We start from the raw sequence: 24,511 nt of genomic DNA, 5'->3' as shown, positions 1-24,511 counted from the left end.
ACGGCTCGCGCCACGTCGAGGGAATAGCTGTCCGGGACGGCTCGTTCGCACGGCATGTCGACAATCAGCATTTTCGGCGGCACCGGGTTCGCCGGCAGCCGCATCGCTCGCGAGGCTGTCGCCCGCGGCCACCAGGTGACGTCCTACTCGCGCCACGAGCCCGAGACGCCGATCGACGGCGTCACCTACCGCGTCGGATCGCTCGCCGATCAGCAGACCGTCGCCGCCGCGGCGAAAGATGCCGACGACCTGGTGATCGCCACCCACGGCGCCGACGTCGACGGCAAGAAGCTCGTCGAGTACGTGCCGAGCCTCATCGAGGCCGCCAACGCCGGCGGCGCACGGTTGTCCTTCGTCGGTGGGGCCGGGTCGTCGCTGCTGCCCGATGGCACCCGGCTGATCGACGGCCCGGATTTCAAGGACGAGTGGAAGTCGGAGGCCTCGTCGCACGGTGAGGTTCTCGAAGCCCTGCGCGCGGCGCCCGAGCCGCTGAAATGGTTCTACGTCAGCCCGGCGGCGATGTTCGGCGCGTGGACCCAGTTGCCGCCCACGGGTAGCTACCGGTCGGGCGCCGATGAGCTGATCAGCGCTGACGACGGCAGCTCGAAGATCTCGGGCGAGGACTTCGCCACCGCCTACGTCGACGAGATCGAGCAGGGCAACCACCCGCGTCAGCGATTCACCGTCGGTCAGTAGCCGGATCGACCAGCGCCGAGTAGACGAGCTGGCGCAACTGCGAACGGATCGGATAGGTCGACGACGGCAACAGCTGCGTCATGAACACGGCGGTGATGTCCTCGACCGGATCGATCCAGAACGCGGTGCTCGCCGCGCCGCCCCAGCCGTACTCGCCGGCCGAGCTCATCGAGTGCCCGGCCAGCGGGTCGAGCGTCACCGAGAAGCCGAGGCCGAAACCGGTGCCGGTGAACGGCGTCTCGGCGAACAGCGGTCGACCGAACGATTCGAGGTCCGCGCCACCGGGCAGGTGGTTGCTGGCCATGAACCGCAGCGTGCGGTCACCGACGAGCCGGACGTCGCCCAGCCGCCCGTTGTTGCGCAGCAGCTGGGTGAAGCGGTGGTAGTCGCCGAGCGTCGAGCACAAACCACCGCCTCCGGAGAACCAGGTCGGTGACGTGACGCCCTTGCCCGCGGCGTCGGCGCGGGCGATTCCCCCGCCGGGTGCGGGTACGTACAGGGCGGCCAGCCGGTCGAGCTTGTGGTCCGGCAACCCGAATTCGGTGTCGGTCATACCGAGGGGCTCGAAGATCATCGTCCGCAAGGCCTCGTCGAGCGGCATACCACTGAGTACCTCGACGAGGCGTCCGAGCACATCCGTCGCGACCGAGTAATTCCACTCGCTACCGGGCTGGAACAGCAGCAACGGCATGGCCGCGAACGCGTTGGTAGCGCCTGCGAGATCGACGTCCGGCGGCGCGCCCAACTCGTAACCGCGGGCGCGGTAGATCGCGTCGACGGGGTGCGCGTGGTGAAAGCCGTAGGTGAGGCCCGCGGTGTGCGTCAGCAGGTGCCACACCCGCATCGGCTCGACCATCGGCACGGTGACCGGTTTGAGGTCGGAGCCGCCGGTGAACACCCGGGACTCGGCGAACGCCGGCAGGTAGTCCGACACCGGATCGGTGAGTTCGAAGGCGCCCTGTTCGTACAGCATCATCGCCGCGAGTGAGGTTATCGGTTTGCTCATCGAGTAGATGCGGAAAACGGTGTCGAGGTCCATAGGCAGGTCGGCCTCGGCATCGCGTCGGCCCTGGGTGCTCAGGTGCGCGATCTGCCCACGGCGGGTCAGCAGAAACGACCAGCCGGCGAGCTGCCCGTCCTCGACATAGCGGCCGATACGTCGGTCGATGCGGTCGAGGCGGTCGGGGTCGAAGCCGAGTTCGGCCGGGTCGGTCTCAACGGTGAGAGCCGGTGTTGGCGTTGTCATGTGTTCAGCATGCCCGTGTCGGGCGACATTCTCGGCGCGGGTGATGGCGTTGACCGCGGTGGTTTGGCTACCGTCGGTACGACCATCAGGACCAGCGGCGAGCGGCGTCGCGGGGACAACAGGGGCGGAGGGCGAATGATCAGCATTACGTCCACTGCGCTGACCCATCCCGGGCGCGTGCGCAAGTCCAATGAGGACAACATGGTGGTCACCGAGCGGTTGGCCGCGGTAGCCGACGGGTTGGGCGGGCACGCTGCCGGCGAGGTGGCGAGCAAGATCGCCGTCGACCGGTTGCGCGAGCTCGGCGAGATCGCCGACCTGCACCCCGACCACATCATCGACGCCATCGCAGACACCAACCGGTTGATCCTCGCCGCGGTCCGCGAGCACCCGGACAACGCAGGGATGGGCACGACCATCACGGGCGTTGCGGCTGTCTCGCTCGACGGCGTCGAGCATGCGGCGGTCTTCAACGTCGGCGACTCGCGGACGTACCGGCTGGTCGAAGGTGACTTCGCGCAGGTCTCGGTCGATCACTCCGAGGTGCAGGAGCTGCAGGACTCCGGCCAGATCACGGCCGAGGCCGCGGTGAACTACCCGCGCCGCAACATCATCACGCGGTGCCTGGGCACCGACCCGGCGCCGCAGCCCGACATCTGGGTCTTCGTGCCCAGCGAGCTCGAGCGGTTCGTGCTCTGCTCGGACGGGCTCAGTGGTGAGGTCACCGACGACGCGATCGCGGCCACGGCGCGCGAGCACGCCGACGCGGAAACCGCTGCCGAATCCCTGCTGCAACAGGCCCTCGACGGCGGCGGGCGCGACAACGTCACCGTCATCGTCGTCGACTTGACCAACGACGATCCGGTGCTGGTCGACGAGCATGGTGTCGACGAGCATGGTGTCGACGAGCACGGTGTCGACGAGCAAGGATTGGCTGGGCCCGGTGTCGCTGAGCAGGGTGTCGCCGGCGCGAGCTCGCCGCCCTCCTCGTGACGCCGGCTCCGCAGTAGGCGGGCTGGCCGCATGCCCTTCCCGCACGTGATCACCTACGTTCCCGGGCCGAGCACCGCGGTGGTTCTCTACGGGGCGGTACTGCTCGTCGACGCCGACCCCACCGACCCGGTGGTCACCGCGTGCCGCGCGGCGCTGCTCGAGCGCGGCAGCGACGGCGCGCTCGCTGCGCTGGCAGTCGGCGCGTCGCCGGCTCCGAGCTTCGCGCTCGCCGCAACCGAGGACGACGGGTTGCGCCTGATCGTCGGCGGCCGCGGGCAGGCCGAGTTCGCCGGTGGTGTCGCGGCGACAGTCACCGCCGCGGGCTCGCCCAGTTGGCTCGACCAGCGCCTGGACAACTCGCCGGAGCTGCGCCTGTCCCTCGTCGACCCGGTCCAGCCCGTGCCGTCGTGGCCGACGCTGCCCATCGAGGCGGGGACCGTGCTCGCCGCCGCACTCATCGTCCCGGCTGTCGGCGCCCGACCCGTCGACCCGGACGCGACCACCGGCCCGTTCCCGGCCGTCGCACCCCAACCGCCGCCAGCACCCCCACCAGCAGCACCACCGCCAGCCGGGCCCCCGACCTACCTGCCCGCGCAACCGCCGGCCGCCGGCCAGAGCCCGATGGTGCAGGCCGTCATGTGCGCGAGCGGTCACCTGAACGCGCCGTTCGTGGTCGGCGCCTGCCGGGTGTGCGGTTCGCCGGTGCCGGCGCAGGAGCCGTTCCCCGCCCCGCGTCCGACCTTGGGTGTGCTGGTGCTCGCCTCCGGCGAGACGGTGCCGGTGGACCGTGACGTGCTGCTCGGGCGGGCGCCGTACAGCGTGGACGCAGGCCCCCGGATCGTCACCCTTCCGAGCCCGGAGAACGACCTCTCGCGCACCCACGTCCGAGTGGCTATCGACGGGTGGCTCGTGCAGGTGACCGATCTCGGGTCGACCAACGGCACCGTGGTCACCATGCCGGGCCAGCAGGACGTGCGGTTACGGGCGCACGAGCCGTTCGTACTGGTGCCCGGGACGGTGCTCAACCTCGCTGACGAGGCCCTCGTGCGCTTCGAGGTGCCGGTCTGATGGCGTTCGACTACTCGAACCTGAGTGGTCGCCCGCGTGGTGCGTTCATCTCGCTAGCCGGCCGGGTGCTACCCGGGATCACCCGCGTGCAGGACGACGTCGTCCCGTTCGCCGAGGCCTGGCGACGCGACAACCTGGCGGCGCTGGCCGGTGAGCGTCCGCTGTGGGTGGCCCTGGGCGATTCGCTGACGCAGGGCATCGGAGCCCCGAGCCACGATCGCGGCTGGGTGGGCCTGGCCCGCGATCGCCTTTCCGGAGACGGCTTCGACCTCGCGGTGCTGAATCTGGGGATCAGCGGGGCCACGACCGCCGACGTCCTGGAGCGACAGCTGCCAGTGCTCGCCGAGCTGCCGGCCGAGCCGCCCGTCGCCCTGGTGACGCTGATGGTGGGCTCGAACGACCTGATGCGACCGAACCAGCGCAAGCTGTTGCCAACGCGGTACGCCGAGATCCTGCAGGCGCTGCCGCGCGGGTCTGTCGTCACCACCATGCCGAATCCGTCGGCGGTCGCCCGACGCGCGAATGACACGCTGCTCGAGGTTGCTCGTCAACGCGGACTCGTCGTCGGTGAGCTGCGTGATCCGCGCACGTCGTCCTGGCGTGGCAAGCTGGCCGCCGATCACTTCCATCCGAATGAGGCGGGATACGCCGCCATCGCCGACGTGCTCGCGGGTGTGTTGCGGGCGGCGGCTCGAGAGGTCTGACCGGGACGAAAGGATTACGGTGTCCAATGTGAGTGGTGGTTTGGCCGATGCCGCGGACTCGGTGACCACCCGCCGCGTGCTCAACGACTCGATCGACCGCCGGCTTGCCCACGCGCTGTCGGCAGACGGCCGCAGCACCCTGCGTTCGCTGGCCGAACTGACCGGCTTGTCGGTTTCGGCTGTCCAGGCCCGCGTGCGCCGGCTCGAATCCGATGGGGTCATTCGCGGCTACACCGCGCTGCTCGACCCGGAGGCCATCGGCCTGCCGCTGGCCGCCTTGATCGCGATCACGCCGCTCGACCCGGGACAACCCGACGACGCCCCCGAGAGGCTGGCCGGGCTGAACGCCATCGAGGCCTGCCACTCGGTGGCCGGGGATGACGCCTACGTGCTGTTCGTGCGGGTGGCGACACCCACGGCGCTGGAGCAACTGATCCGGGTGATCCGCCGGCGGGCAAATGTATCGACTCGAACGACTGTCGTGCTGCAGACGTTCTTCGAGCATCGCGCCGGTCCGCTTGAAGCCGGACCGTAAGTTTCACCGTGAGATAGCTTTTCAGCAGGAAATCCTTCGCTAGGCTGCGCATATGACCACGTTGCAGTCAGCCGCCACCGTGACCCCGGCCGAGGTCCACCGGACCATCGCGCGACACATGCTCGCCGACGGTTTCGACCTCGTGCTCGATCTGGACGCCTCGCAGGGGTCCACGCTCGTCGATGCTCGGGACGACACGCGCTACCTCGACCTGTTCACCTTCTTCGCGTCGTCCGCCCTCGGGATGAACCATCCTGCGCTCGTCGACGACCCGGACTTCGGTGCCGAGCTCGCCCGGGTCGCGATGAACAAGCCCAGCAACTCCGACATCTACACGGTGCCGATGGCGCGCTTCGTCGACACGTTCGCGCGCGTGCTCGGCGACCCGGACCTACCGCACCTGTTCTTCGTCGACGGCGGTGCGCTGGCTGTGGAGAACGCGCTGAAGGTCGCCTTCGACTGGAAGTCACGCTGGAACGAGGCGCACGGCCTCGACCCTGCGCTCGGCACCAAGGTGCTGCACCTCGAGAACGCCTTCCACGGCCGCAGCGGCTACACAATGAGCCTGACGAACACCGACCCGAACAAGGTGGCCCGGTTCCCGAAGTTCGACTGGCCGCGCATCCCGTCGCCGTCCATCAACGGGCACGCCGACGTCCAGGCGGCTGAGGACGAGGCGCTGGCCGCTGCGCGTCGCGCGTTCGAACTGCACCCGCATGATGTCGCCTGCTTCATCGCCGAGCCGATCCAGGGCGAGGGCGGCGACAACCATTTCCGGCCCCGCTTCCTGCACGAGATGCAGGCCCTGTGCCGCGAGTTCGACGCCTTGTTCGTCCTGGACGAGGTGCAGACCGGCGTCGGCATGACCGGCACCGCCTGGGCCTACCAGCAGCTCGGTGTCACGCCCGACGTTGTCGCCTTCGGCAAGAAGGCCCAGGTCTGCGGAATCATGGCCGGCGGTCGGGTCGACGAGGTGCCGGACAACGTTTTCGCGGTGTCGTCCCGCATCAACTCGACCTGGGGCGGCAACCTCACCGACATGGTGCGGGCCAGACGCATCCTCGAGGTCATCGAGTCCGACCAACTCATCGACCGCGCCGCCTTCCTCGGGGCGCACCTACTGCGCGAGCTGAGCGCACTGGCCACCGAGCACCCGGTCATGACCGATGTCCGGGGTCGTGGACTGCTCTGCGCCTTCACGCTCCCGAGCGCCGAGCTGCGCGACGAGGTCGTCACCCGGCTGCGCGAGCAGGAACGCGTGCTGGTGCTCGGGTGTGGCACGTCGAGTTTGCGGGTACGCCCCGCATTGACGATCTCGCTCTACGAGGTCGCCGCGGGCATCGCCGCTCTGGGCCGGGTCCTGTCCGAGCTCGGGCGGTAAGTCCGCAGCAAGGCACGTCGCGCGGGCGATCCCGGTGGGGACGTCCGCGCGCCGTGTCGACACCCGCCGGTCAGCGCACCAGCAGCTCCCGCGCCGCTGTTTCGATCTCATCCTCGCCGAGCAGGACGAGGTTGGCGGCGTCGCCGAGCGGTACATAGCTGTCGCGGCTGGCGACCCGGGCCATGCGTCCGGGGAAGCGCCGCTCGACGAGGGCGGTCAGCACCCCTTCGCCGACGCCGCCTGCGTGCCGTGTCTCGTCGACGACCAGCACCCGGCGGGTTGCGGCCGCGTTGAGCAGGATGTCTTCGACGGGTAGCGGGGAGATCCAGCGCAGGTCGACGACCCGGACGCCGACCCCTTCGGCCTGGAGTCGACGGGCCACCCGCAGGCTCATTCGCAACCCGTTGCCGAAGGTAATGATTGTCAGCTCGGTGCCGGCGCCGTGCACACGCGCGTCCCCGATCGGCACGTGCGAGTCGGTCGAGTAGTCGCCGAGCCAGCCGCGGTCGCCGGGCTCGTACAGGTCGCGTTCGTGGTACAGCGCGATCGGCTCGAGGTAGACGCTGACCTGCCCGTCGACGGCGGCCGCGGCCAGACAGGTGCGCAGCATCGGGGCAGCGTCCTCCGGCCGGGACGGCACCGCGACAACGAGGCCGGGGATGTCGCGCAGCACGCCGACCGCGTTGTCGTTGTGGAAGTGCCCGCCGAAGCCCTTCTGGTAGGCCAACCCCGCAATGCGCACGACCATCGGGTTGCGGAACGCGCCGTCGGAGAAGAAGCGCAGGCTGGCCGCCTCGCCGCGCAGCTGGTCCTCGGCGTTGTGCAGGTAGGCCAGGTACTGGATCTCGGGGACGGGCAGCATGCCGCTGACGCCGAGACCCAGGCTGTAGCCGAGGATCGACTGCTCGTCGAGCAGGGTGTCGAAGACCCGCGCGGCGCCAAAGGTGTTCGCGAGCCCGCGAGTGAGCCCGTAGACGCCGCCCTTGCGGCCGACGTCCTCGCCGAACACGAGCGTCTCGGGGCGGGCGGCCAGCGCGTCGGTCAGCGCGGCGTTGATGTTCTGCGCGAGCGTCATGGGGCCGGCCTGCTCGGGCAGCTTGCCGCCGAACACCTCGCTGCGCCGGGCTTCATCGCCGCGCTGACCGGCAGCCTGGGTGATCTCGCGACGTCGGCGGGGCGCCAGCGGCGCCATCACCTGCGCCGCACTCGTCAGGGTCGGGGTACCGGCGAGTTTGTCGGCAATGGCCTTGATGCGTTCGCCGACGAAGGCGTAACGCTCGGCCGGCACGGCACCGCCGATGTGGCGGGCGAGCGCGAGCAGCGGGTCTCGCGCCCGATCGGCCGAAAGGTCGGTGGCCGCCCGGTATGCGGTCTCGACGTCAGTGCCCGCGTGGCTTAGATACCGCACAGTACGGAGATGGAGCAGGGCGGGTCGACGACGTAGACGGGCGATATCTACGGCTTCCCGGGCCGCGGCGCGCACAGCGTCCGGGTCGTCGCCGTCTGCGGCCAAGTAAGTGATGCCGGGGCGTCGCGCGGCCTGCGCAACCCAGCCGGAGGGGGTGGGCACCGAGATGCCGATGCCGTTGTCCTCGCAGACGAACAGCAACGGAAGGGGCAGGCCCTGCTCGGCGGTGTAGCCGGCCGCGTTGAGAGCGCCGGCGGCCGTCGAGTGGTTGAGGCTGGCGTCGCCGAACGAGCACACGGTGACCGCGTCGGCCGGCCACCGCACCGGCACTCTCAGGCGCTTGGCCCGGCTCGTCGACATCGCGACGCCGAGCGCTCGTGGCAGGTGCGAGGCGATCGTCGACGTCTGGGGGATGACGGCCAGCGCGGCGTCACCCCACACCTTGTGCCGGCCGCCCGAGGCGGCGTCGGCCGTGCCGGCGAGCATGCTGAGCAACACCGCGCGCAGCGCGTCGTCGATCGAGCGTCCGGCCTGCAGGGCACGGGCGAGGAAGAACCCGCCCGAGCGGTAGTGCAGCAACGCGGGGTCGGTGGGCCGCAGCGCCTCGGCCACGTAGGCATTCGACTCGTGACCGGCCGAGCCGATCGTGTAGTGGCCGCGACCGGTCTCGCGCATCCGACGGGCATGGATGTCGAGCAACCGGCTGCCCGCCATCGCGTCGAAGAGGGTCAGCAGAGCAGGGTCCGCGTCAGGTGACGCGGGCCCGTCCGCAACCGTCGCCAACTGCTCTCGGACGTGCTCGTCAAGGGTGTCGTGCGGTGCAGCAGAAGCCGGGAGAGTCACGCCTGCGATCCTCTCGTACCGTCGAGGTGACCGAGTACAAGCGTGTTAGTTAGCCGGGCTAAGTATTGTGAATGCCGTGCCCGAACTGAGTCGACGCCGCCGATTCCTCATCCTCGGAATCTGCTGTCTCAGCCTGCTGATCGTCGGCATGGACAACTCGATCGTGAACATCGCGCTGACGTCGATCCATCAGGATCTGGGCGCCTCGCTCAGCGGTCTGCAGTGGACGATCGATGCGTACACCGTCGTCCTGGCCAGTCTGTTGATGTTCGCGGGCTCGACCGCTGACCGGCTCGGACGCCGCCGGTTGTTCCAGATCGGTCTCGGCGTCTTCGCCCTCGGTTCGCTGCTGTGCAGCCTCGCCCCGACTTTGGGTTGGTTGATCGCCTTTCGAGTCGTGCAGGCGGTCGGCGGCTCGATGTTGAACCCCGTCGCGTTGTCGATCGTCACCAACGTCTTCACCGAACCGAAGGAACGCGCACGGGCCATCGGGGTCTGGGGCAGCGTGGTCGGGTTGTCGATCGGACTGGGCCCGGTGGTCGGCGGCAGCCTCATCGACGCCATCAACTGGCGGGCAATCTTCTGGGTCAACATCCCGATCGGGCTTGCGGCGCTCGTCCTCACCGCGCTGTACGTGCCGGAGTCCCGGGCCGCGCATCCCCGCCGGCCCGACCCGGTCGGCCAGCTGTTGATCATCGCCTTGTTGGCCGGGTCGACGTTCGCCATCATCGAGTCGCCCCGATGGGGTTGGACGTCCCCGGACACCCTCGTTGCCGGCGGCATCGCTGTCGTCGCGCTCGTGGCACTGCTGGCCTACGAGCCACAGCGGGCCGAGCCGCTGCTGGACCTGCGATTCTTTCGCAGCGTCCCGTTCGCGGGAGCCACTGTGATCGCCGTCTGCTCCTTCGCCGCCTACTCGGGCTTCCTGTTCCTGAACACGCTGTACCTGCAGGAGGTGCGCGGGCTGCGGCCGCTCGTCGCCGGGGTGTGCACGCTGCCGATCGCTGCCATGACGGCCGTGCTGCCGCCGATCTCGGGTCGCATCGTGGCAAGTCGTGGTGCCCGCATCCCGATGCTGTTGGCCGGCTTGCTGCTGTGCGTCGGCGCGGTGACCCTCGTTCCGCTGTCGGCAAGCGAGTCGTACTGGTGGTTGACCGTCAGCTACCTCGTCTTCGGGGCCGGCTTCGGGTTGGTCAACGCGCCGATCACGAACACCGCCGTGTCGGGCATGCCCCGCGAGCAGGCCGGGACGGCGGCCGCCGTGGCCTCCACGAGCCGCCAGGTCGGCGCGACGCTGGGGGTCGCCATCATCGGGACGGTGCTGGCCAGTCAGCTCAACGGCCCGCTGCCGACCGGTTTCGTCGCGGCCAGCAGGGCCGCGTGGTGGGTGATCGCGGTGCTGGGCCTCGCTGTCCTGGCTTTCGGCCTGCTGTCGACAGGCCGGCGCGCCGACGCGACCGCACAACGCACGGCCCGACTCATGGCCGAGGAGCGGGTGCCCGTCCTCGCGGACTGACGACTACGAAGTCGTCAGGCGCGGCTGCGTACACGCAGCGCCCAGCCGATCAGCGGAGCCTGCGCCGGCAGCCGCAGGATCGTGCCGGCGCGGTAGGCGACGGAGTCGCTGCGTCGGGCGTCGATGGCCATCTTGACGTTGCCGGGTAGCACGGCGGCGAACAGCGCGGCCGCGGCCAGCGCTCCGGCACGGCGGGTCCGCGGCACCAGCACCGCTGTGCCCACAGCGAGTTCGAGGACACCGCTGCCCCGCGTCCACACGCGCGGCGAGCCCGGCAGGAACTCGGGGATCATCGCGTCGTAGAAGGCCGGTACCGCGAAATGCGTGACGCCTGCGCCGATCAGCAGCGTGGCCAGAGCAGGCGCAGGCGGGTACGGAGCGGTCACGACGGGAGGGTCTCACGTTTCGGTGCCGTTGCTACCCTCGGGCACCAGGTGCGCTTGTGAAGTTTGGGAGGTTCGGTGGCGCTGATGCGTCGTTCGAAACCTGCCCCGCAGCACGATTTCTTCCCGGGGTTCACCGACGTTGCCGAGATCGGCGTCGGCAGCCTGGCCACCGTCTACCGGGCTCGGGAGACCGGCACCAACCGCTTCGTCGCGCTGAAACTGCTCAACATTCGCGACGCTTCGCCGCGAGCCCTGGAATCCTTCGAACGCGAGTCGATCGCGCTCGGCGCGGTCAGCTCCCACCCGAACATCGTGACGCTCTACCGCTCGTTCCGGGCTGCAGACGGTCGGCCCGTGCTGGTGTTGGAACTGTGCCGCGGATCGATCGGCGACCGGATGCACGGGGGAGCGGGGCTACCGGCGGCCGGGGTGGTAGCGCTCGGCATCAAGATCGCCGGTGCGTTGGAGACGGCGCACCGGGCCGAGATCCTGCATCGCGACGTCAAGCCGCAGAACATCCTGCTGACCGAGTTCGGCGAGCCCGCCCTGGCCGACTTCGGCGTGGCCATGCTGCAGTCGTCGACGCAGACCACCGCCGGCCTGTTCGACTTCACCACGCTGCACGCAGCGCCCGAACTGCTTGAAGGCGGCGAGACGTCCGCCGCGACCGACGTGTATGAGCTCGCGTCGACGCTGTACCAGTTGATCGCCGGTCGGGCGGCGTTCCGGGCCTACGAGGGAGAGTCACCCGCGGCGGTCATCCTGCGCATCCTGCGTGACCCGGTGCAGCCGCTGGTGAACACGCAGGCGCCGACGTCGCTGTCGGATCTGCTGCTGTACGCAATGTCGAAGGAGAAGAGCAGCCGCCCGCCGACTGCGGCCGAGTTCGCCGCCGAACTCGCCACGATCGAGGTCGAGCAGCAGTGGCCACGGACGCAGTTCCTCATCCGCGATGCGAGCGGCGGCACCTCCGGGCTGCCAACGATCACCAGGATGCCGGACGTGGGGCGTCGCGCCGCTGGGCTTGTCGCTGCGCCGCTGCTCCCGCCGCCGACGGGTCGGCCGCTGGCCGGCCCGCAGCCTGTCCCGCCCCTGGTCGATCCGCGGCCTACCAACGAACGGGTGGTCGTCGAGCGGCAGGTCATCGAGCGGTTGGTGTTCGAGCGTCCGCCGGTCGCCCGGGACGGGTGGTCCGAGGTCTCGATCGTCCACGTGCATCCTGACCAATCACCGACGTCCGCGGACGAGGTGCCGGCCGATGAGGAGCCGGCCAACGAGGTGGCGCTGGCGGGGCCGCCGCAACCCTGGGCGCCGCCTCCACCACTCGAGGTCACCGAGGCGGAGCTAGTAGCGGCCGCGCGGCTCGAGGCTGAGCGCGAACGTATGGAGGCTGAGCGGCTGGAGCGCGAGCGCGTGGAGGCCGAGCGCGTGGAGGCCGAGCGCGTGGAGGCCGAGCGCGTGGAGGCCGAGCGTCGTGCGGCCGAACGGGTCGAAGCGGAACGGGTCGAAGCGGAACGGGTCGAAGCGGAACGGGTCGAAGCGGAACGGATCGAGCCCGCGCGGAGCGCGACGGCACGGCATGCCGAGCCCGAACCAGAGCCTGAGCCCGACCCCGTGCCGGTGGCGGAGCCGGACTTCGCTGCCATCTGGGGCGACCTTGCCGAGCTGCCGTCCGCCCCGCCACCGCTCGCCCCGCCCAGCCCGCCTCCGTCGGCGTTCCACCCACCCCCGGACCCGGCGACACGCATCGACCGGCCAGTTGGCGAGCCGCAGCTCGACGTGCCGTTCCAGCCCGCCGAGCCCATCGAACCCGTGAGCGAACCGCTCGAACCGGCGGAGTCGGAGACGCCGCTGCCTTTCGTCCCCTGGCGAGGTGCGGTGGCCGAGCCCGACCCGTTCGACACCGGCGAGCACGAGGTCGATCCGACCCTCGCCGCAGGCGGCGCGCCGGCGGACGGCCAACCTGCCCAGTACCCGATCCCGCCCGCAGGCGTGCCGAACGACGCGTCGGTCGAGACGGTCGGGGGCACCGGCACTGTCCCCACCTGGGCCTTCCGCGCGGCCACCCAGGCACCGGCCGGCCCGGCCTCCTACGGAGACCTCGCCCTCGACCCGATGTCGCTGCGCAATAAGGTCAGCCTCCGCGCGGGCACGTCTTCGCTGGTCGTCGACGATTCCGGATTGGCGGTGCGGATGCGTATGCGCAAGTCCTCGATCCCGTGGGGCGAGGTGCTCGGGTTCGAACCACGCTTCGACGAGGGCGGCCGCGCCGCGCGGCTCGTGGCCCTGACCCACTCCGGACCGGTCGAACTGGCCGCCACCCACTGCCCGGCCGGGGAAGTGCGCTACATCCACGCGCTGCTCGACGCCTACCGCCAGCGGGCAGCAATCCTCGGCTCACGCTGAGGGACCTAGCTGCTTAGTGCGCCCGGTGCCGCCGGCGACCACCAGCCGGTCGGGTCCCGCTCGTCCACGACGTCGGCCCACGCTGCTGCGGCACGCGCGGCGGACGGTGGTAGCGCAACCGCGCCGTCATCCGCTGGCGCCAGCTGAGCCGCCGACGCACCGATCGCCGCAGAACCGTCTGGGCGCGCCAGGCGGCTTCGGCCTCGCCGGCCCCGATCCACGACGTCGGGCTGAAGATCGCGGCGTTGGCCGAGTCCCCGAGATAGCGCGCCTGGGCCGCCGGCTCACCGCCGAACTGCTCGTGTGTGCGCGCTGCGACCTCGGCGCTGGTCAGGGTCGACAGATCGGGCAGGCCGTACTCGACAAGCATGTCCAGGCTCTCCTGCCACGCTCCGACGACGCGTTTGCGGGGGTCGCCGCTACGTCGTCGGCGGCGGATCCGCAACCGTTTGCGCAGGACGAGCAACAGCAGGACGAGTACACCGATTCCGACCGCAAGCGCTGTGACCAGGACTGTCAGCGCGGTGGACGAGATGGTGTGACGTCCACCGGTCGAGCTCTTCGGGGCGACGGCGTTGCCGTTATCGGCCTGTGTGACAAGACCGTTGGGGGTCAGCGTCGGCGTGGGGCTCGGGGACGGGCGTGCACTGGCGCTCGGCTGGGTCGTCTGAGCCCCGTAGGTCGTCGGCGACGGGTCCAGGACTACCCATCCGCGACCCTGCACAGGGATCTCGACCCACGTCCACGCCTGGTCACCCGTCACCCGGTGCATGCCGGCCGCGACACTGGTCGAGCGACTCAATCGGAATCCGGTGACCAGCCGCGAGGGCACCCCGATCTGGCGTGCCACCAAGGCCACCAGCGTCGCGTACTGCTCGGGCGAGGCCGCCCGGTTCGGGCCGAGGATCGCCGCCAGGACGTTGGCGAAGCCGGTCCCCCCGCTGCGGGCGGGCACGGTCGTCCCCGAGGCCGATGACGACCCCGTGGCGGACGGCGAGGCCGACGCCTTCGCCGGGCCACCGGACAGCGTGTAGTTGGTGCGCAGGTCGTTCGTCAGGGCGCGCAGGAACGCGAGCTGGTTGGTGCTGCTCGTGCGCGTCTCGTCAGCCAGCGACGTGACCACCGTGCCCAGCGAGCGACCGACCGCTGCGGGCACGCTGAGGAAGTTCGGCGGGGTAGAGGTCGCGATCGACGCCGACGCGGCAAGGGTGGAGATCGTGCCGGTCGTTGCGGTCGAGCGCACGGTGTACATCGTCCCGGCGTGCAGTCGGCCGGCCGGCACCACCATGCCGCTGGCCGTATCGATGTCGACCGCGGTCCCCGTGACACTCTCGGGGCGGTAGACGAATGGCATCCACGGTGCGTCGGTCAGGACACCGGCCGAGACGCGGTATTGCTGCGTGACGGCAGGACCGGGCGGCCGCAACCCGGGATCGATCTCTGCAGGTAGCACGCCGCCGGACGGGCGGAAGGTGCGCTCGAAGGTCCATCCGTCGCCGTCATAGGAGTCGACGTCAGCGATACCGACGTACGGCGACGTGCGGCGGTTGAGGTCGACCGTGAACAGCGTGCGCCCGCCGCGCGTCGGATCGTCGGGACGTAGTCCGGCGACGAACTCGACGGGGCTCAGCGGGGTGCCGCGGTCGAGCGGCGGTGTGCGCGCCGGCATCGCCGGCGGTCCGGAGAACGCCGAGGACTGCACGGCCGCGCCGGCGACAAGGGCGACGACGACCGACACCACGCCGCCGATCGCGAGTCCGCGCAGCGGCAGTACGCCGTCCGGCTGCGCGGTCTCGGCGTCCAGATCCTGCTCTATCCACGCCTGGGCGGCACGCATCAGCAGCAGCGTCAGCAGCAGCCCGCCGGCGAGCAGGGTGTCGTAGCGCCGGCCGTCGTCGCTGTTCGTGATGCCTCGGACGCTTGCCGCGTAGGCCAGCCCGAAGGCGACCAGCAGCGTGACGTACGGCAGCAGCGAGTGCCAGGCCCGCGCCACGCACTCGCCGACGACGGTCCCGGCGATCCAGCACAGTGTCACCGGGGCGACGAGCAGGGTGCGCGGGCTGATCAACGGCAACGCGAAGCTCAGGATCTGGGCCGGGCCGTGCACGACGCCGTCGTAGAGGTGGCCGAATCCTGACGGCTCGTGCAGCGCGACGAGCAGGGTGAAGAAGATGTAGATGACGACGTCGACGGCAGCGGTCTGCCAGAGCTTGCGCACGCCGATGCCGACGGTGATGACCGGCACGAGCACGCTCAGCGCTGCCGCACCGAACAGCGGTACGGCCAGGACGCTCGCCGGATAGGCGCGCAGCCACGGCGAGGAGGCGAGCGCCGTGGCGACGAGGGCTAGCGGCAGGACGACGAACGGGACGGCGCGGCGGATCATCGCGAGTTCGGGTGGTTCCAGGCCAGCGCGACCTCGTCCGCGTCGGCGCCGACAATGATGCGCAGACCCGGCAAGCGCGGCACCGGCGTGCGCTGCGGATCCAGCGAGACCACGACGAGCCGGTCGTACCGTCGGCGCAACGCGGCTACGTACGGCAGGTCCTCGCGGTCGATCTCGCCGGTGATCATGATCAACGACGTGCCGCCTCGATTGCGCCGCAGGCGGGTCAGCTCCGTGCGCAGGTCCCCGTCGGCCACGGCCTCGATGCCGGTCAGGTGGTCGATCAGTGAGGTCGCGTCGCGCAGCCGGGGACCACCGACGACCGTGCCGTCGGTGGTACGCAGTTCGACCGGGGACTTGTTGGCCGCCGCCGCGCTGACCACGGATGCCGCGATGTCGACGGCGTGCTCGAACGCGGCCTCGGTGTACAGGCTGGGCCGGTGGTCGAAGAGCACGACCGTGTACGGCTGCGAGGTGTCGACGTTGTGCTTGACCAGTAACTTCCCGGCCCGGGCCGACGAGCGCCAGTGCACCAGCCGCAGGTCGTCACCCTCGACGTAGTCACGCAGCCGGTGGAAGGTGATGTTGCCCTGGGGCGACGTGTCGGACGACGGGCCCTCGAGGTTGCGCGTCTGCCCGGTGGGCAGGGTGCCGAGTCCGACGACGCGCGGATACACCCAGATGCGCGCGACCTCGGCCTGCCGGCGAGAGCGGCGGAACAGCTCGAAGGAGTCCCGGCGCGTCAGTTCGACGGGCTCGATGTCGAAGACCCCGCGCCGGGTCGTCGGCAACCGGTACGCCCGCGTGCCGCGCTCCCCGCCGCGCAACTTCGGGATGACCGTGCGTACCCGCTGCGTACCGAAGGCCTGCGTCGCGATCGTCACCGGGATGGTGCGTCTGCCCCGGTTGGCAAAGGTCAGGAACGCGATGGCCGGCGAGCCCTTGGGTACCCGCGGCGGCTGGATCTCGCGTTGGATCGCAAGGCTTGACGGGCGGACGACCACCGCGAAGCCGAGGACGACGACCAACAGCAGGCCGAGGCCGACGAGATCGAACGACAACCAGTCGAACGTCAATCCCAGCACCAACGAACCGATGCCGGCCAGCAGCGTCGCCAGCCCGACAGGAGTCATCGCGGCTAAGCCGAGACCGCGCGCGGCACCGGCACCGACTGCACCGCCCGCGCGACGAGTTCGGTTCCGGTACGGCCCTGCAGTTCGGCGTCGGGCTGCAGGATGACGCGATGTGCCAGCACGACCGGGGCCATTGCCTTGACGTCCTCGGGCACGACGTACGGCCGGCCGGACGCCGCGGCCCAGGCGCGAGCCGCACGTAGCAGGGCAAGGCTCCCGCGTGGGGAGACGCCGAGGCGCAGCTCGGACATCGAGCGGGTGGCCGTCGTGACGGCCACGATGTACTGCTCGAGCGCCGGCGCGACCTCGACCCGCCGGACGATGTCGATCATGGCCGTGACGTCGGCGGCGCTGAGCACCGGCTGCAACGTCGTCGCGGTCGAGCCGGACTTCTGCGTACGGAGGATCTCCGCCTCGGACTCGAAGCTCGGGTAGCCGACGGTCACCTTCATCAGGAAGCGGTCGAGCTGCGCTTCGGGCAGGACATACGTGCCCTCCATGTCGATCGGGTTCTGGGTGGCCACAACCATGAACGGCCGGGCCATCCGGTACACCTCGCCGTCGGTGCTGAGCGTGCCCTCCTCCATCACCTCCAGCAGCGCGGACTGGGTCTTCGGTGACGCCCGGTTGATCTCGTCGGCCAGGACGATGTGCGCGAAGACCGGACCCCTCTTGAACTCGAAACGGCCGCTGGCCTGGTTGTAGATCGACACGCCGGTGACGTCGGAGGGCAGCAGGTCCGGCGTGAACTGGATGCGGTGCCAGCTCAGCGAGATCGACGACGCCAGCGCGCGGGCCAGTGACGTCTTGCCGGTCCCCGGCACATCCTCGAGCAGCAGGTGACCCTCGGCGAGCAGGCAGGTGACGACCTGACGGATGACCTCGGACTTGCCCTGGATGGCGATGCCGATGTTCTGGCACAGCCGTTCGACGTCGTGGGCAACGCGCGGTATCGCGTCTGCGGGGCTGGACACGGGCTGCTCCTAGTTCGGGGGGTCGCCAATGACGGTTACGGACGTGGTCTTCGAACTGCCGTCGCTGTCGAGGTAGCTGATGGTTACCGACCAGCCGTTCTCGGTGGGAGTGGCCGAGCAGGTGACGGGCACCGTCTGCGCCGGCGCCCCGGAGGCGCTGCCGCAGTCGCCGGACGGCGCCACCACGCTGTACGTCCAGTTCGAGCAGCTCTTGAGCGGGCCGGAACTGCCGGCCGCCACGATCACGGACGGCGCGGTCTTCGACCCCGACCAGGTCGCCGACAGGCCGGCGTTGCCGACGTCGCACACCGGCGCGGTGTACGTCGGTGCGGCGCCACCCGCGATGCCGTTGACCGCGTAGGGGCCCTCGTCGGTGCCGCCGTAGTCGAAATGCGTGACGGTGACGGTCCAGCCGTCACCACTGGCTCCGGACCTGTCCACGCACGACTGGTCGATCGGGACGTCCTGCAGGGTGGCTGCAGCGGTGTAACCGCCGCAGCGGGTGCCGTCGGGACCGGTGACAACGACGTCGAAGTCATGGCCGAGCTGGCCGACGAGGACGTTGCCAGACGTCACCTGTACGGCCGAGGAAGAGCCGGCGCTCGTCCACTGCGCGGCGAAGTTGGCGTCGCCGAGTGCCGGCAGGCTCGGCGCGGCGATGTCGAACGTTGGTGTCGTCACCTCGGCCGAGCTCGTCCCGTCACCGAACAGCGGCGGATCGGTCAGCGAGCCCGACTGCGTCAGACGCAGCTGGACGGCGCAGGTACCGAAGTTGTTGTGCGTCCGATCGGTGGTGAAGGTCAGCGGATCGGCGGGGTCGATGTTGCTGCTTGCGATGCCGTCGCTGGCGTTGCCACAACGCAGCGTCCCGTCGACCGCGAAGGTCTCACCGCGCGCGGCGGCGCTCGTGACGCCGGCGATCTGCACCTGGTAGGTGGCGGTGCTGGGGGAGGAGGTGTCGTCCACCGCTGTGACGCGCGCGGAGATCGCGGGCCAGGGTGCAACGGCGGCCTCGAGCGGCACCGGCCCCACCGTGACCGCTGCCTCCGCGTGCCGTGGCGGCGCGACGCTCGCCTGGGCCTCGTAGCGCTGCCTGGGCCGGATCCCGTCGAAGCTGACGCTCGTCTCCTGCGTCGGACCGATCGTGCGCACCGGCGAACCGCCACTGAGCAGGGTGTACGAGAACTGCGCGCCGACGCCGCCGGTGGCACGGCTGGCGTTGCTGCCGAGGTCGAGCGTGACAGTGGCGCTGGTGGTGTCGGCCGCGCTGTTCAACGGCTTGGTGCTGGCGTGCAACGACAGTTGGGCAGTCAACGGTGTGGCCCAGCTGTAGGTGCACGCGGTGTAACCCGAAGGTTGGCCGACGGTGCCCTGAGGACCGGTCCCCTCGACCTGGAAGCGCAGGCCGCGTCCAAGCAGGGCGTCGCCGCCGCGCAGTTGCGCCGGCGGCTGGGTGACCGAGGTCGGGTCCGCCGTGACCGAGATCGGCGACGGAGCGCCCGCGAGTCCGCGGCCGTCGCAGAATTCCGGGACGACCTTCCACGCGGCCGCGGCAACACAGCCCCTCCGTGCCGACCCGCACGAGGACCAGGTGACGGTCCAGTTGCCGCTGGAGTCGGTGTCGGCGCGGACGCCCTTCGGGGCAGCCGGGCCCTCGGGTCCGGTGGTGACGCGACGTGGCACCGACTCGGTGCCTTGGCCGTTGATGTAGGCACCGACCGTGATCTCGTACTGCGTCGACGGGAACAGCCCCGCCAGGTTCACGCTCTGCTGACCCTGCACGGTGACCGCGGACGGCGGGGACGGAGCGTCGCCGCTCAGCACCCGGACACCGACCTCGTACGTCGACGGCGCGCAGTCCTGCGGGCTCAGCAGGGGATAGGTCCAGGTGAGCGCGACCGAGCGCGACCCGGGCACCGCAGCGATGATCGTCGGGATGTGCGGTTTCTGCCTGACCGTCCTGCAGTCGATCTTGTTGTTGACCGGGTTGTTGGCCCTCGGCTGCGTGACCGGCGTCGGAGTGCGGCGCGGAGCGGCATCGACCCGGCTGCGGGTCAATGAATCGGCGCCGCCGGCCGCACTGACGGCCACCGCCGAGCTCTTCTCGATGGTCAACGGGAGGTGGCTGCCGTCGGTGAAGACGGCGAGCGCGTCGAGGTGCGTCGGTGAGTTGTAGATGACGCGCGAGCCACGGGCGATGACGTAACCATCGGCGAAGCCGCCGGGCTCGACAACCCGTCCGCCTTGCTCGGCCAGCGGATAGCGTGCCGCGCCGGAGATGGCCTGGACGCGATTGTCGGCGTCGATGCGGACGAGCTGACCGTTCGTGGTGTCCATCGTGTACAGCGAGCCGGCGCTCGCCGCCGGCGTCGCGAGAGCGGCCCCGTCCGACAGTCCGGTCAGCTGGGTGGGTCCACGCAACCCCCGGCCGTCCGCGCCCACCGAGGCGACACTCCAGCCGGCGCTGCCGTGGAAGAGATACGACAACCGGCCCTGCCCGTTCGTCGCGGCCAGGACGCGGTCGAGCCCGGCGATAGCCGGAAAACGCGCGGTGCCGATCTCTGCCGTTCCCTGAAAGACCCGGATGCCGGTCGCCGATGCGACGCCGATGACGTCCCCGCTGCCACCCGCGGCCGGCGGGTCCGTCGCTGCGGTCGGCGACAGCTCGGCGGAGGCCAGTGCCGCCGGCCCGTTGACCTGTCCGTGGTCCGTACTGCGCAGGGTGGCGCCCGTGCTGCTGCCGGACGGGACAGCGAGCTGACGGACGACGCGCTGATCGCCGGCGCCGAGCAGCACCCACAGACTGCCGGCGGCGCTGGCCGCGGCGCCGGGTTCGGTGCTGCCGGGCTCAGACATCGACCTGAAGGCGCGTGGCCGCACTCGGGCCGCCCCATTGCTGGCCGTCTCGACCGTCGTCTGCCCGACGAGGTACACCGACGTGCCGGTGGGGCCGGTCTGCTCGATGTAGGCGAGGTCGCCCGCACTGATGGCCGTCGCGCCGATGGCGCCTGCGCGCTGCGCGACCGGTACGCCGCCGTCGGTCTTGACCACGAAACCGGTGGCGGCAACCAGGTTGAACTCACCACTGGTGCGGTTGAGCAGCAGCGTTCCCTGGTCCAGGGGGGTGACGGCGAGGTCGGAGCCGGTGCGTGCGCCCACCTGGTCGTCGGCGTCGATCAACCGCACCGTCGGGCGTCCGCTGGCGAGGTCCACGGCTACCGGAGCCACTGAGTCCGCCAGGAACACCGAGCCGTGGAACAGGTCGAAGGTGCGCGCCCGGTCCGGTCGGACGAGGTAGGAGACCGCCACGACGGTGCCGGCGACGAGGGCCAGGACCGCGAGCAGGGCCAACGCTTGACGACGGGACGGCCGCGCGGCCGGCGTGGCGGAAGGAGCCGCGCGAAAGGCCGTCGGCCGCTGCCCGAAACCGGGACGCCGGCGTGTGCGGGACACCGCTGGCGCACCTCCTGCCACGTCTTGCCTGTGCTCCTCGGCCGCACGGGGTCGGCTACCCGATGCTCGGCAGAGCCCCGACGAGCGTAACCGAATATGCGCAATTTTCACGCGCCCGTTACATGTGGATTGATCGCTGCCCGGTGCGGCAGTCGTCGCAGACGACGTTTACTCTTTCCATAGACGGACGCGTGCGCCCGTCGGAGCCTGCCGAACTCTGGCAGGTCGCCCGAACCGAAGGGGTAACGCGTGTCCACTACCGCCGAGTCGCCTGCAGCTGCGGGGTCGGAACCAGCCGACCCGCAGCCGATCATCGCCCGGCCCTACCCCGAGCGGGTGGCAGCCAAGGGTTCCTACCTGTCGATGATGCTGCGGACCACCGACCCCAAGGTGATCGGACGCATGTACCTGGTCAGCTCGTTGACCTTCTTCGCCATCGGTGGCGTGATGGCCCTGCTCATGCGCGTCGAACTCGCGCGGCCGGGACGGCAGTTCCTTGCTCCTGAGCAGTACAACCAGCTCGTCACGATGCACGGCACGATCATGTTGCTCTTCTTCGCGACCCCGATCGTGTTCGCCTTCGCGAACCTCGTCCTGCCACTGCAGATCGGTTCCCCCGACGTCGCGTTCCCCCGGCTGAACGCGTTCTCCTACTGGCTCTACCTATTCGGTGCGCTGACCGCGACCTCAGGCTTCCTGACCCCGGGCGGCGCTGCGGACTTCGGTTGGTACGCCTACTCGCCCCTGAACAACGGTGTGAACTCTCCTGGCGCCGGCGCCGATCTGTGGATCCTCGGCCTCGCCATCTCGGGCCTCGGCACCATCCTGGGTGCCGTCAACATGGTGACCACGGTCATCACGCTGCGCGCGCCGGGCATGACGATGTTCCGGATGCCGATCTTCACCTGGAACATCCTGGTGACGTCGCTGCTGGTGCTGCTTGCGTTCCCGATCCTCACGGCCGCGCTGCTCGTGCTCTACAGCGATCGGCATCTGGGCTCGGTGGTGTTCGAGGCCAACAACGGCGGCGCCATCCTCTGGCAGCACTTGTTCTGGTTCTTCGGCCACCCCGAGGTGTACATCATCGCGTTGCCGTTCTTCGGCATCGTCACCGAAGTCATCCCGGTCTTCAGCCGTAAACCGCTGTTCGGCTACAAGGGCATGGTGCTGGCCACGCTGTCCATTGCGGCCTTGTCGCTGACGGTGTGGGCGCACCACATGTTCACCACCGGAGCCGTTCTACTGCCATTTTTCAGTGTCATGACGTTCCTGATCGCGGTGCCCACCGGCATCAAGTTCTTCAACTGGATCGGCTCGATGTGGCGTGGGGCGGTGACGTTCGAGACGCCGATGATCTTCGCGGTCGGCTTCTTGGTCACCTTCCTGTTCGGTGGCCTCACCGGAGTCATGCTCGCCAGCCCGCCCATCGACTTCCACGTCGCCGACAGCTACTTCGTGGTGGCGCACTTCCACTATGTGCTCTTCGGCACGATCGTGTTCGCGGTCTACTCGGGCATCTACTTCTGGTTCCCGAAGTTCACCGGCCGCTACATGGACGAGCGATTGGGCAAGTTCCACTTCTGGCTGACCTTCGTCGGGTTCCACCTGACGTTCCTGGTGCAGCACTGGCTCGGCGCCGAGGGCATGCCGCGCCGCTACGCCGACTACCTGCCTAGCGACCACTTCACGACGTTGAACACCATCTCGAGCATCGGTTCGTTCGTGCTGGGTGCGTCCCTGCTGCCCTTTGTCTACAACGTCTACAAGAGCTACCGCTACGGCGAGATCGTCACCGCCGACGACCCGTGGGGTCATGGCAACTCGCTTGAGTGGGCGACGTCGAGTCCGCCGCCGCGGCACAACTTCACCTCGATCCCGCGCATCCGTTCCGAGCGCCCGGCCTTCGAGGCCCATTACCCGCACCTGCTCGAGCGTCTAGAGCGCGAGGCGCACGCCGGCGGTCGCAAGCACAACCCAGAGGCGAAGTCGCTGGCCACGTCGATCTCCGGCACGGGTGGCCAGCGCCAGGGGCAGAGGGACGTCGACCCAGGCAACTAGGACTCGGGGCACGGGGAAATGGAGCCGACCTCCATCCTCGTCACGATCTCCGGGCGCGACCGTCCGGGAGTCACAGCGTGGTTCTTCGCGGCTCTGGCCGCCCATGATGTCGATGTCCGCGATGTCGAACAGGTTGTCATCCAGGACCGCCTGATCACGGCCGTGCTCATCGACCTGCGCGGGGACCCGGCCGCGCTGCGTCACTCCGTCACCCATGCCGCTGACGCGCTCGGTATGGAGTGTGAGGTCGTCGTCGCGAACGAGTCGGACGGCGCGACGCCCGGCACTCCAGTGGGTGTCGAGCGAGGGAGCCGCAGCCACGTGATCATGATGGGTCGCCCGCTTCGCCCCGGTGCGATCAGCCACGTGGCCCAGTGCGTGGCCGACGTCGGCGCCAACATCGAGTCGGTGACCCGGCTGGCCACCGAGCCGGTCTTCAGCATCGAGATGATCGTGCGCAGCCCCGACCCGGCCGCACTACGTGCCGGACTCGTCCGAGCCGCCGACGACACGGGCATCGACATCGCCGTCGAGCAGGCGGGCCTGCGGCGGCGGGCCAAGCGTTTGGTCGTGCTGGACGTCGATTCCACGCTCATTCGTGACGAGGCCATCGACGTGCTCGCGGAGCGGGCCGGCGTCGGCGGCCAGGTCGGCGACATCACGGCCCGTGCCATGAACGGTCAGCTCGACTTCGCCGAATCGTTGCGCGCCCGGGTGGCGCTGCTCGAAGGGCTGACCGTCGACGACCTCGCCGCGGTCCGCGACTCGCTCGAGCTCACGCCGGGCGCACGCACCTTCGTGCGCACCCTGCGCCGCGTGGGCTGCCACGTCGGAGTGGTGAGCGGCGGATTCACCTTCGTCACCGACCGGTTCGTGGCCGAGCTCGGCCTCGACTTCGCCGCGGCCAACGTGCTGGAGATCGTCGACGGGCGGCTCACCGGGCGGCTGGTGGGCGAGCTGCTCGACCGCGCAGGCAAGGCCGCAGCGCTGCGCCGGTTCGCCGAGCGCTTCGGGGTGCCGCTGTCGCAGACGGTCGCCGTGGGCGACGGCGCCAACGACATCGATATGCTCGAGGCGGCCGGCCTCGGGGTGGCCTTCAACGCCAAGTCGGCTCTGCGCGCGGCGGCCGACACCTCGGTGAACCTGCCCTACCTCGACAGCATCCTCTTCGTGCTCGGCATCAGCGGCGACGAGGTGGCCGAGGCCATCGCCGCCGACGACGCCTGACCCACGCCGCCTGACCCACGCCGCCGACCTCCCGACGCGCCCCGCGACGACGCGGCCGAGAAAGGCGCTGCTTCGCCCCGACCTCACCGCCCGCCCCT

17 protein-coding genes are annotated in these 24,511 nt (G+C 70.0%); 10 read left to right on the top strand and 7 right to left on the bottom strand.

Annotated elements, in window-relative coordinates; all coding sequences use genetic code 11:
• The first annotated feature begins 54 nt into the window (after positions 1 to 54).
• Complete coding sequence (locus ACFFC4_RS17540) at positions 55 to 696, top strand: NAD(P)-dependent oxidoreductase (RefSeq protein WP_375503217.1); 642 nt, start codon at positions 55 to 57, stop codon at positions 694 to 696.
• On the opposite strand, the gene ACFFC4_RS17535 is transcribed toward ACFFC4_RS17540, so the two are convergent.
• Positions 680 to 1,942, bottom strand: a complete 1,263-nt coding sequence (locus ACFFC4_RS17535) for a serine hydrolase domain-containing protein (protein WP_375503215.1) — start codon at positions 1,940 to 1,942, stop codon at positions 680 to 682. The genes ACFFC4_RS17540 and ACFFC4_RS17535 overlap by 17 nt on opposite strands.
• A gap of 135 nt (positions 1,943 to 2,077) precedes the next feature.
• Here ACFFC4_RS17535 and ACFFC4_RS17530 point away from each other — a divergent pair, with 135 nt between their 5' ends.
• The 5 genes from ACFFC4_RS17530 to lat all read left to right on the top strand — a co-directional run bounded on the left by ACFFC4_RS17530 (position 2,078) and on the right by lat (position 6,623).
• Entirely contained in the window at positions 2,078 to 2,935 is an 858-nt protein-coding gene (locus tag ACFFC4_RS17530) for a PP2C family protein-serine/threonine phosphatase (RefSeq protein WP_375503213.1), read from the top strand.
• A gap of 30 nt (positions 2,936 to 2,965) precedes the next feature.
• Positions 2,966 to 4,003 carry an FHA domain-containing protein gene (locus ACFFC4_RS17525; RefSeq protein WP_375503211.1) on the top strand — a complete coding sequence of 346 codons (1,038 nt, stop codon included), beginning with the start codon at positions 2,966 to 2,968 and terminating at the stop codon, positions 4,001 to 4,003.
• A complete protein-coding gene (locus ACFFC4_RS17520) occupies positions 4,003 to 4,707 on the top strand; it encodes an SGNH/GDSL hydrolase family protein (protein WP_375503209.1) in 705 nt (234 codons plus the stop codon). The genes ACFFC4_RS17525 and ACFFC4_RS17520 overlap by 1 nt, the downstream gene beginning before the upstream one ends.
• Before the next feature lie 76 nt (positions 4,708 to 4,783).
• Complete coding sequence (locus tag ACFFC4_RS17515) at positions 4,784 to 5,242, top strand: Lrp/AsnC family transcriptional regulator (protein ID WP_375503281.1); 459 nt, start codon at positions 4,784 to 4,786, stop codon at positions 5,240 to 5,242.
• A gap of 79 nt (positions 5,243 to 5,321) precedes the next feature.
• The gene (gene lat / locus ACFFC4_RS17510; protein WP_375503279.1) at positions 5,322 to 6,623 is read left to right on the top strand and encodes an L-lysine 6-transaminase; all 1,302 of its coding nucleotides are present in this window, start codon (positions 5,322 to 5,324) and stop codon (positions 6,621 to 6,623) included.
• Positions 6,624 to 6,693: 70 nt separating this feature from the next.
• On the opposite strand, the gene ACFFC4_RS17505 is transcribed toward lat, so the two are convergent.
• The gene (locus tag ACFFC4_RS17505; RefSeq protein ID WP_375503277.1) at positions 6,694 to 8,745 is read right to left on the bottom strand and encodes a thiamine pyrophosphate-dependent enzyme; all 2,052 of its coding nucleotides are present in this window, start codon (positions 8,743 to 8,745) and stop codon (positions 6,694 to 6,696) included.
• A gap of 205 nt (positions 8,746 to 8,950) precedes the next feature.
• Here ACFFC4_RS17505 and ACFFC4_RS17500 point away from each other — a divergent pair, with 205 nt between their 5' ends.
• Entirely contained in the window at positions 8,951 to 10,390 is a 1,440-nt protein-coding gene (locus ACFFC4_RS17500) for an MFS transporter (RefSeq protein WP_375503207.1), read from the top strand.
• A 14-nt stretch (positions 10,391 to 10,404) separates the two neighbouring features.
• On the opposite strand, the gene ACFFC4_RS17495 is transcribed toward ACFFC4_RS17500, so the two are convergent.
• Positions 10,405 to 10,776, bottom strand: a complete 372-nt coding sequence (locus ACFFC4_RS17495; RefSeq protein WP_375503205.1) for a MauE/DoxX family redox-associated membrane protein — start codon at positions 10,774 to 10,776, stop codon at positions 10,405 to 10,407.
• Between the two features lie 84 nt (positions 10,777 to 10,860).
• On the opposite strand from ACFFC4_RS17495, the gene ACFFC4_RS17490 reads away from it, so the two are divergent.
• Entirely contained in the window at positions 10,861 to 13,182 is a 2,322-nt protein-coding gene (locus tag ACFFC4_RS17490) for a serine/threonine-protein kinase (protein ID WP_375503203.1), read from the top strand.
• A 13-nt stretch (positions 13,183 to 13,195) separates the two neighbouring features.
• Here ACFFC4_RS17490 and ACFFC4_RS17485 read toward each other — a convergent pair whose 3' ends face one another.
• Genes ACFFC4_RS17485 through ACFFC4_RS17470 form a run of 4 tightly spaced genes read right to left on the bottom strand, consistent with a single transcriptional unit; the run spans position 13,196 to position 21,128 of the window.
• Positions 13,196 to 15,568: a transglutaminase domain-containing protein gene (locus ACFFC4_RS17485; RefSeq protein WP_375503201.1), complete on the bottom strand. Its 2,373-nt coding sequence runs from the start codon at positions 15,566 to 15,568 to the stop codon at positions 13,196 to 13,198.
• The gene (locus ACFFC4_RS17480; RefSeq protein WP_375503199.1) at positions 15,565 to 16,701 is read right to left on the bottom strand and encodes a DUF58 domain-containing protein; all 1,137 of its coding nucleotides are present in this window, start codon (positions 16,699 to 16,701) and stop codon (positions 15,565 to 15,567) included. The genes ACFFC4_RS17485 and ACFFC4_RS17480 overlap by 4 nt, the downstream gene beginning before the upstream one ends.
• A gap of 5 nt (positions 16,702 to 16,706) precedes the next feature.
• Complete coding sequence (locus ACFFC4_RS17475) at positions 16,707 to 17,675, bottom strand: AAA family ATPase (RefSeq protein ID WP_375503197.1); 969 nt, start codon at positions 17,673 to 17,675, stop codon at positions 16,707 to 16,709.
• A gap of 9 nt (positions 17,676 to 17,684) precedes the next feature.
• A complete protein-coding gene (locus ACFFC4_RS17470; RefSeq protein ID WP_375503195.1) occupies positions 17,685 to 21,128 on the bottom strand; it encodes a fibronectin type III domain-containing protein in 3,444 nt (1,147 codons plus the stop codon).
• 249 nt (positions 21,129 to 21,377) lie between these two features.
• On the opposite strand from ACFFC4_RS17470, the gene ctaD reads away from it, so the two are divergent.
• Together ctaD and serB are read left to right on the top strand one after the other, a co-directional pair.
• Positions 21,378 to 23,186 (top strand): cytochrome c oxidase subunit I, encoded by a 1,809-nt coding sequence (gene ctaD, locus ACFFC4_RS17465; RefSeq protein WP_375503193.1) that lies wholly within the window; start codon positions 21,378 to 21,380, stop codon positions 23,184 to 23,186.
• An 18-nt stretch (positions 23,187 to 23,204) separates the two neighbouring features.
• Entirely contained in the window at positions 23,205 to 24,413 is a 1,209-nt protein-coding gene (gene serB / locus ACFFC4_RS17460) for a phosphoserine phosphatase SerB (RefSeq protein WP_375503191.1), read from the top strand.
• Positions 24,414 to 24,511: the final 98 nt, after the last annotated feature.

It is taken from the genome of uncultured Jatrophihabitans sp. (genome assembly GCF_964244045.1).
Taxonomy (GTDB): domain Bacteria; phylum Actinomycetota; class Actinomycetes; order Mycobacteriales; family Jatrophihabitantaceae; genus Jatrophihabitans.
This window is presented reverse-complemented; position numbering and strand designations above follow the sequence as displayed.